Raw genomic sequence first — 7,751 nt, forward strand, 5'->3', positions numbered from 1 at the left:
GCCCGGCTTGATTCCCATAGGCCAGTGTTGCATCTTGGAAGGCGATCCAGGAGTGGCAAAAAGCACGCTCAGCTTGGCTATCGCTGCCCATGTTTCCAACGGCTCGCCTTGGCCGGATGATTCAGCTTGCCCGCAAGGCCACGTCATAATTGCCAACGCTGAAGATCCTGAGGAAGAGGTAATTGTACCAAGACTCAAGGTGGCTGGAGCCGACTTGCGCCATTGCCATATCATGGTGCCAGACCTCGAAGCCGCTGTTGGAGATTCATTCACTATCCCGGATCATGTTGGACAACTCGAACGGTTCATAGTTAATTGGGGCGTAAAGCTTGTCATATTTGATCCCATAGAGGCATTTTTATCCAGTAGTGTTGACAATTATCGCAATCATCACGTTAGAAAAGCGTTGCGCACTTTGGAGCAACTAGCCAAGCACTTGGATTGCTCAGTTCTGTTCATTCGACACCTTAATAAGTCCACTGACAAAGCCGCCATATATCGTGGTGGTGGCAGCATAGGGATAATAGGCGCCGCTAGAGCCGCTCTAAGCGTTGGCCGTGATAAGGCCAACCCATTACGATGTATTATGGTACCAGTGAAACAGAACTGGACCAAGGTTCGTGGTGGTATGGCGTTTATACCTGAGGAACGCCAATACATTACTGCCGATGGAACTCAAATTGTCACCTCAACCATAAAATGGGATGGCCTTGTTCCGGTAAATGCTGATGATGTTATAACAGCCGATACCGAACCCGGCGCCAGTGGTTCCACTGAGGAGGCCGCTGCATTCATACGTGATGCTCTTGAAAATGGCCCACAATCATCCATAGAACTGTTTGCATGGGCGAAAAAGGCTGGTATAGCCCGTAAAACCATATGGCGGGCCAGCAAACTTATGAACATAAGAAAAGCCAAACAAGGATTTGGTGTTGACGCTCATTGGGTTTGGTCCTTGACTGATGAGGAGGAGGTTGCCACTCTTACCAGTTGGGCTGGATCGTTTGACATCGGCGATTTTTACCAAGGATAGTTTATTCTACGTCCGAAAGCTCTTGACATGTTGCTATTACCTGCCTTCGGACATCATCAACTTTTGGTAAATCAGTGATAAGGTTACTCAGGTAGTTATTAATACTTATTGCCTCACTACGTGTCAGCCTAATATGGTTAGGTGAAACACGGCCAACAGTGATAGTGATTTCCTCCGTTAATTGGTTGTGGGCTACGTCATATTGACTATCATAGCCAAGGGTTAACCGGTCACCAATTTTACGTATATCGACAAACTTGATTGTAGTTGATATTGCCATAACAAAGCCCTCTTAGTGATTTAACTTCCAGTATCCAACCAACTATTATCATACAAGCTACGCCACAACAGATAACTTATTTGGGCGAATATTTCACCGTTCAGTTCATGCCGAAGCTTGTCCGGGTTGCTTTTCATAACAGCCGAAAAGCATCCAGGCTCGCCCAAGATCGCCAGAAACACGATATCCGTTACAAGAGTCATAAACTATACACTGTCTGTGTTCCATAACTTGGATTATATTCCGTAATACCACTCTCCCGTTTTGGCGGCTCTGCATGCGGCCAAAGCTTTTGCGAGCGTCGCGCATGTAGCGTGTAGTTTGGCCCGCTCAGCCCTCAATACGTTGATTTCCGCGATTAATGCGCGGCTATTGTCGCATTCAGGGCAATCTGACTTACAAAGCGCCGACAAGAGTTTGTCCAAATACTTTTGTGCTGGCCTCGCCATTTTTTATCTCCTTAACATTCCACTCCAAAATGATTAGCTAACTTACTTAGCACGTCTGCGACTTTGCGAAGCTCGTCTGGTTTCAAGCTTAACGTTTGGTTTCCAGTTATCATAAAGCAATCTTCTTCAATCACTCGCTCAACCCAGATATATGGAGGCTCGTGGTCTCGCTTTGTATAGGCAATCTCCAAGGTCGCTCCAATCCTTGTCGAATACTCTTCTGTGGTTATGGTTGTGATCTGTGGTGTTATCTTGTTTCGGTGCTTCATTATCAGAACTCAACTTCCTTAATCTCGACAATCCGCCGCGCCTTGATTTTATGCAGGCATGCTAACGGCATTGGCCCAACCGTGAGGTCCGTAACTATAACTGTCACCGCGAGTATTCGAGTTGCATTAGAATCAAATGATTTTGCCATTTCCGGACATGGCGACAGATGCAGGCCGCCGCCGCATTCGTGGGCGCCGCCGTCCCAATCGGGAGCCTCCACCTGCGTCCCGGGCTGGTACAGGAACCCGCGAGCGGAGCGGTAGTCATCGCGCACCGCTTTATAGAGCACAACAGTCCCGTCCATGATTGTGACACCATGGTATTCCAGCCATTTAGCGGGCGTGGAATAGTCAGGTCGAATCTGAATACCGCCGACCACCATGCCCTTGTGGTCGTAGTTAATGACGCATGATACGTACTTAGTCGCCTTAACATGAGCGGACCCACGCGCTACGACGTGAGCGGAGCCATATGCCTCAACGTAAGCGAACCCATATGTCTCAATGTGAGCGGACTCCGACGCCACAATGCGAGTGAACCCATACGCTACAACATGAGCAAACCCATATGCCTCGATGTAAGCGGAGTCCCATGCCTTAATATGAGCAGACCCATACGCCACAACGTGAGCAGACCCACATGCCTCAACATGAGCAGAATTCAACGCCTCGACGTAAGCGGACTCCAACGCCTTGACGTGAGTAGAGCCATATGCCACAACGCGAGCAGAGCCATACGCCTCGATATGAGCGAACCTATACGCCTCGACGCGAACAGACTCATATGCTACAACACGAGCAGACTCCTGCGCTACAACGTGAGCAGAGCCTGACGCCTCGACCTGAGCAGACCCACGTGCTATAACACGAGCGGAGCCATGTGCCTTAATATGAGCGGAATCCCACGCCTCGACACAGGCAGACTCCAACACTGTAACATTAGCGGAGTCCCATGCCTTGACGCGAGTAACTCCGCCAACTCGCCAACAGCCAGTTCTGACATTGGGTATACCACCGGCTGCTACAACAGCGTCAAACTCAGCTTGTGTTGTCACTTCTTGTCTACTGCTCATGGTTTTTTCTCCATCACTCCTCCTCCTTTGTTGTGGCAGCTTCATCAGCGGCGAGGGCTCTTTCAGCCGCCTTTATGGCGCACTGCGCCTCACCAGCGTTGCCGTCCGCGTATAGACAATTTTCTAGTGCCTTTCGTAGCGCCTCAATGCGCTTGAGCAGGTGCGGCACGGCGTTGGCGGCGCACTGAGCGTATTCAATTTCAGCCTGCCAGCGAGCGGGAACAATACTTCTTTCGAGCGTAGCTTCCCACCGAGCCATGAATTCCCGGAGGCTATTCCACAATGCGGGTCCGTACTTGATATCGTGAGTCTGCATCCACGGTAAATGCGCCGCCTCGGCCAACCGTAACAGCTTTTCATCTTCGGGGAGCATCACCCCTCCTCCTCAACGGGTTCGTAGGTCGCTTGAAACATCTCATCCTTGACGGGGTAGAACTCGCCTTCGGCGTCTCTGATTATCCAGTCACCGGGCGATGCGGACACGGCTCCTTTAGGTGTATGAATCATTACACGACCCGAGCTGTTCGGCGTGAATGGTTGCCATATGGTGCCGCCTACTCCCCTTTCTCCATAAATTAGCCTCTGCCCATAGTTTAACCCTTTTGGCACGTGCGCAAGTTCCCATAGCGGCTCGAAGTTTTCGCCATCCCATCGAATGGCCTCAACCATAGCGGGCTTTTTTTGGTGTTTCATTTGGTACTTCATTTCTCTTCCTCAGCATCTACCACATAACAAGCCGCGCCACAACAGTCAGACACCAGTTCGCTGCACTTTTCATAGGGGCCAAAAGACCAGCCGTGTTTTTCCTCCCAATACACAACATTGACATTACACGGATTATTACAGCGCTCACAAATGGTAATTTGATTCATGCTATTACTTGTTCACCCTACAACCTGAGTTGTAGAGTAACTTATACAGCTTTTGGCGCTGATCCATAGGCAGCTCCAAACATGCCGAGATTATAGAATCTGCGTCCTGAGTATTGTCGCTCTTTCTGGTTATGAGTTCGTCGGCTATTACATTATATTTCAGTTGTATTAGAGGAGTTAACTGTTTCCAGTCATCTTTGTACTTAAGGCGAGGAATCCGCCATATTATCCATTTCCATAACTCTTCGCCGGTCATAAACTTACTCCATTAGCAGCGCGTTTGCCAGCGCTGTCCATTTTGCCCGTTCCTCAGGGCTGAGCGATTCCCAGCTCCCCCCGATCATAGTGCTATCGGAGAATTGCTCCTTGATCCACAGATAAAACTCTTTACCGAAGTTGGCGTCTGTATTTACCATAACTTGAGTTGTAGGACTTTCGTTAATAACGTGCTTGCGAATAGTGTCCATGCTGTTTGATCCTCAGCGGTTAGTGATTCCCATTCCGGTTTGAGAGCTAAACTATCAGGCAGACGATCCTTAAGCCATAAGTAAAACTCTTCGCCAATGCTAGTATGTGCGCTTACCATGGTTATTATCCCGTTGGACCTACATAGCGAAGTGAACTGGTGTTGACCATCTTACCAGCTCTAAGTCTCGCTTGTAAAGCGCCCAAGTCAACGTTTAACGCTTGGCAAATCGTCTTAACCGAGAATACACCGTCGCTTTCACTGTCAAACAACCATTCCGTCGCTAATGGATCACCGTATTGCTTTGTGTGATGCTTGGTAACTGGCTTGGCCTTGTCTTGGTGGCATCGTATGGCGTCCCGGAGAATCTCAATCATCAAGTTACGAATCGGATCGTCTCTATACCCACGAGCCATTTGAGAAGGCAGAATGATTGAGCAATCTTCCTCTGAGTCTGAGTGATCGTAGCTCATGATAATGCCTCTATCTACCTTTGTAAGTAAGGGAATATCAAACTGACAATAAAACCCGCAACAGCCCAAAGAGCCACAATGATCATACATGATTCCCAATTACACATCGACCTACTCCTCATTGAGTGCATTGTAAAGATTGACTAAGGCTTCCACTGCCGTTCTACCTGTTCCCCGCTTACCATTTTGTACTACGTGCCAGTCAGAATTCAGTGCGGGAGCTGGCATTAGAGGCGAAAATGAGTGCATTGCGCGCCGCTGTGGTTCGATGTCGCTTTCTATCACCCCACAAATATTGCAGCGCCTATTAGGACTTAAGGGCTCCCATCTATGGTTGCTGCTATATTTCTCTATGTGATCGTCCTTGCCCCAAGAGTCACATGTTTCCAGCGCCCGCATGTAGTTGCATGGATCGGTCATATTAGGAGCAACAAGAAAATGCGCGCGTTGTGACAGCTCGCAAATTCCGCACGCCAGGCAGTAGTACCGTTTTCCATAAGCGGTGCTTAGGTTAAGCTCGCCAGAATGACAAGCCGTTAGTGGCTTCCATCCAAGGAAGGTAGCTGCTTTTTCATTATCAGTCATTAGTTTATCTCAACTCTTCCTTGCTACTGAACTTACTGTTGGTTTAATTGTAGTAAAGTACACTTCACAGATTTTTGGCAACTCATCCTTCAACGCTCCCTGCAACAAGCACAACATGATGGATGCGCACATAAAATTTGCGGTTAGTGTCTGTGTTTCACCTTGAGCAATAGCCTGCTCACAACCGACTTCGTCAGGCGGCCTGTCGGTTGGGTTGGCTATTTCAGGATGATAAGTTGTCAGATTGGCTGTTTTGTTGCGCCCATTTTTGCGCACATAAACCTGTACATTGCCGTCATCATAGTCGTTTCCGCCACTAATCAGCGTAACGTTTCTCAGTGTCGCACAATGATCGCTCACTGTCTTGCGCGTGGCGTGATTGTCAACGCATAATAGAACTATATCATCACAACAGACATAGTCGCTCACGTTGTCATGGTTGATAAACTCATTGTGCGCCTGAATAAACAGCTTGGGCGATTCAAATTCCGCCAACTCCGCATGTTGTGCTTCAGCTTTGTAACTCATGGAGTCGCTTAGCTTAAACGCCTGTCTGTTATGATTTTTGGGTTCGTATTTATCCCCGTCAATCAGCGACAGCAATGTTGGTTGCCGCTCTCCGTAGTATAATATGGGAGCCACGGCCTTTGCCAGCCAACTCCCAATGCCGCCCAAGCCGATTATTTTTACCTGCCTCATATCAGCTCCAGCGCCCATAGCGCCTGATCTCATCGTCACTGGCGTCAACAAGCACTCTGAATGGTTTGTTGAGAAAGCGGAAGTCGCTCTTGGTTTTTGGTGTCTTTTTCTTCTGGGGCTCCATTGAACCATAATCCTCCCAGACAACCTCGCGCTTGGCTTCCGTAACCTGCCTTAGCCATTCATCGGGTACGGTGGCTTCCGGCCAACCTTCCAAGATTAAGCTTGGCTCGGCCTTGAACCTGGTGCCGCCAGCAACAATGCTACAGGCAAACTCAGGCTGAGATTCTCCCAGCCTGCCTACTGTGATATGAACCCCGTCAAAGTTGTGCTCATCGTCACAGTCCGTTGAGCTGTGAAAGGCCGCCATATTTGCGTGCGAGTGAATAGTCCCGGCAAGCCGCCAAGGATTGGGCAAGTGCGACAAGGGGTGAAGTTCATATTTGCAGCTGGCACCACTGACGGTCTGTTTTGGCACTATAAACTGCCATCGTTTTTCCGCGGGATGGTAGTATATGTAGCCAGCCGCCTCACTGCCATAGCGCTTATATACTTCCCTGAAAAACGCCACAATCTGATTAACGAGTTCCAGTGAAATACGGGAAGCTGTGAACTCGCATAACTCTGTGACGTTAGAAGCTTTCTTCAGCTTTATTGGCACCGTAGCCGTGGACAAGCAGTTGCGCTTGTAGACTTTCCATCCCGTACCATCTATGAGATAGGCCAGATTTGGCAAGTTGGTTACACTGAAATTATCATCCAGTGCGTTAAATACAGGTATGTCGTCATGAAAAAATATAGGTTCCATGTTGATTTACTCCCGTACCGCATACATAGCCGTCTGCCAATGGATACTGTCCGTCTTGAGTGAATATTCCTCTGTTATACCTAGCTGTCGCAGCTTGCGTACGGTTCGCATAATTATATGCTCCGTCCATTGTGCGCGGCGGGCGGATAGTGCGTTCATGTCACATGTTATGAGTCCCTCCAGCCTACCAATTGCGGAAAACAGAGGAAACCCTCTAGGGGCGCTTGGTATGGTTTCCGCCAAAACCTGAGAAGGGGAAAGATTGTGATTTGTTGCCATAGGGTTTATCCCGTTATTTGGTAATCTTGCGCACTGCCAGCCCATTTCCATGATACATCCTCTAGCACAAACAATGGGTTTTCTTCAGTAGCCGCTTGCCAGTTTCCATAGCCTTTTAACGCTGGATAATCAGCATAATCCATAGATTCGGTTAGCTCATCTGTGAACTCAGAACTCCAAAACTTCGCTATTAGTTCGTCTGTTTTTCCTGCTGGCTCGGTAGAGGTTAAGACCATATCACCTAAGCATATTTGGCCGTTATCGTATATGTTAGTTAATACCGCTTTGTACAAGTGCTGTCCATTGACATCAGAAGACTCCATCGATACGCCTAATGGCTTGGTACGATAAAACAGACATGCTCTCAACAAGGTAGTTGGAACTCGAAAGTGTGCGATGAATATACAATACGGAAACGCTAGTTTGTATAGCTGTACGTTGGTTGGTTGATTGCCAGCCGCCTGA

Annotated in this window: 9 protein-coding genes; 1 reads left to right on the forward strand and 8 read right to left on the reverse strand. The window is 48.5% G+C overall.

The window, feature by feature from the left end:
* Window positions 1–1,033: AAA family ATPase (locus tag KGI06_05795; GenBank protein ID MDE1871722.1), on the forward strand; the 1,033-nt coding region annotated here is incomplete at its 5' end.
* Window positions 1,034–2,033: 1,000 nt separating this feature from the next.
* Here the strand turns inward: KGI06_05795 and KGI06_05800 are convergent.
* From KGI06_05800 to KGI06_05835, 8 genes are all read right to left on the reverse strand, one after another.
* Window positions 2,034–2,336 (reverse strand): hypothetical protein, encoded by a 303-nt coding sequence (locus tag KGI06_05800; GenBank protein MDE1871723.1) that lies wholly within the window; start codon window positions 2,334–2,336, stop codon window positions 2,034–2,036.
* Window positions 2,337–3,117: 781 nt separating this feature from the next.
* Window positions 3,118–3,363: a hypothetical protein gene (locus KGI06_05805; GenBank protein MDE1871724.1), complete on the reverse strand. Its 246-nt coding sequence runs from the start codon at window positions 3,361–3,363 to the stop codon at window positions 3,118–3,120.
* A 113-nt stretch (window positions 3,364–3,476) separates the two neighbouring features.
* Window positions 3,477–3,809, reverse strand: coding sequence for a hypothetical protein (locus KGI06_05810; protein ID MDE1871725.1), 333 nt, complete (start codon window positions 3,807–3,809; stop codon window positions 3,477–3,479).
* Between the two features lie 171 nt (window positions 3,810–3,980).
* Window positions 3,981–4,232, reverse strand: a complete 252-nt coding sequence (locus KGI06_05815) for a hypothetical protein (protein MDE1871726.1) — start codon at window positions 4,230–4,232, stop codon at window positions 3,981–3,983.
* Window positions 4,233–4,236: 4 nt separating this feature from the next.
* Window positions 4,237–4,392 (reverse strand): hypothetical protein, encoded by a 156-nt coding sequence (locus KGI06_05820; protein MDE1871727.1) that lies wholly within the window; start codon window positions 4,390–4,392, stop codon window positions 4,237–4,239.
* 1,117 nt (window positions 4,393–5,509) lie between these two features.
* The gene (locus tag KGI06_05825) at window positions 5,510–6,199 is read right to left on the reverse strand and encodes a ThiF family adenylyltransferase (GenBank protein MDE1871728.1); all 690 of its coding nucleotides are present in this window, start codon (window positions 6,197–6,199) and stop codon (window positions 5,510–5,512) included.
* Window position 6,200: 1 nt separating this feature from the next.
* A complete protein-coding gene (locus tag KGI06_05830) occupies window positions 6,201–7,007 on the reverse strand; it encodes a Mov34/MPN/PAD-1 family protein (protein MDE1871729.1) in 807 nt (268 codons plus the stop codon).
* 284 nt (window positions 7,008–7,291) lie between these two features.
* On the reverse strand, window positions 7,292–7,751 hold a 460-nt coding region (locus KGI06_05835; GenBank protein ID MDE1871730.1), incomplete at its 5' end, for a hypothetical protein.

It is taken from the genome of Candidatus Micrarchaeota archaeon (assembly GCA_028866575.1).
GTDB lineage: Archaea > Micrarchaeota > Micrarchaeia > Micrarchaeales > Micrarchaeaceae > UBA12276.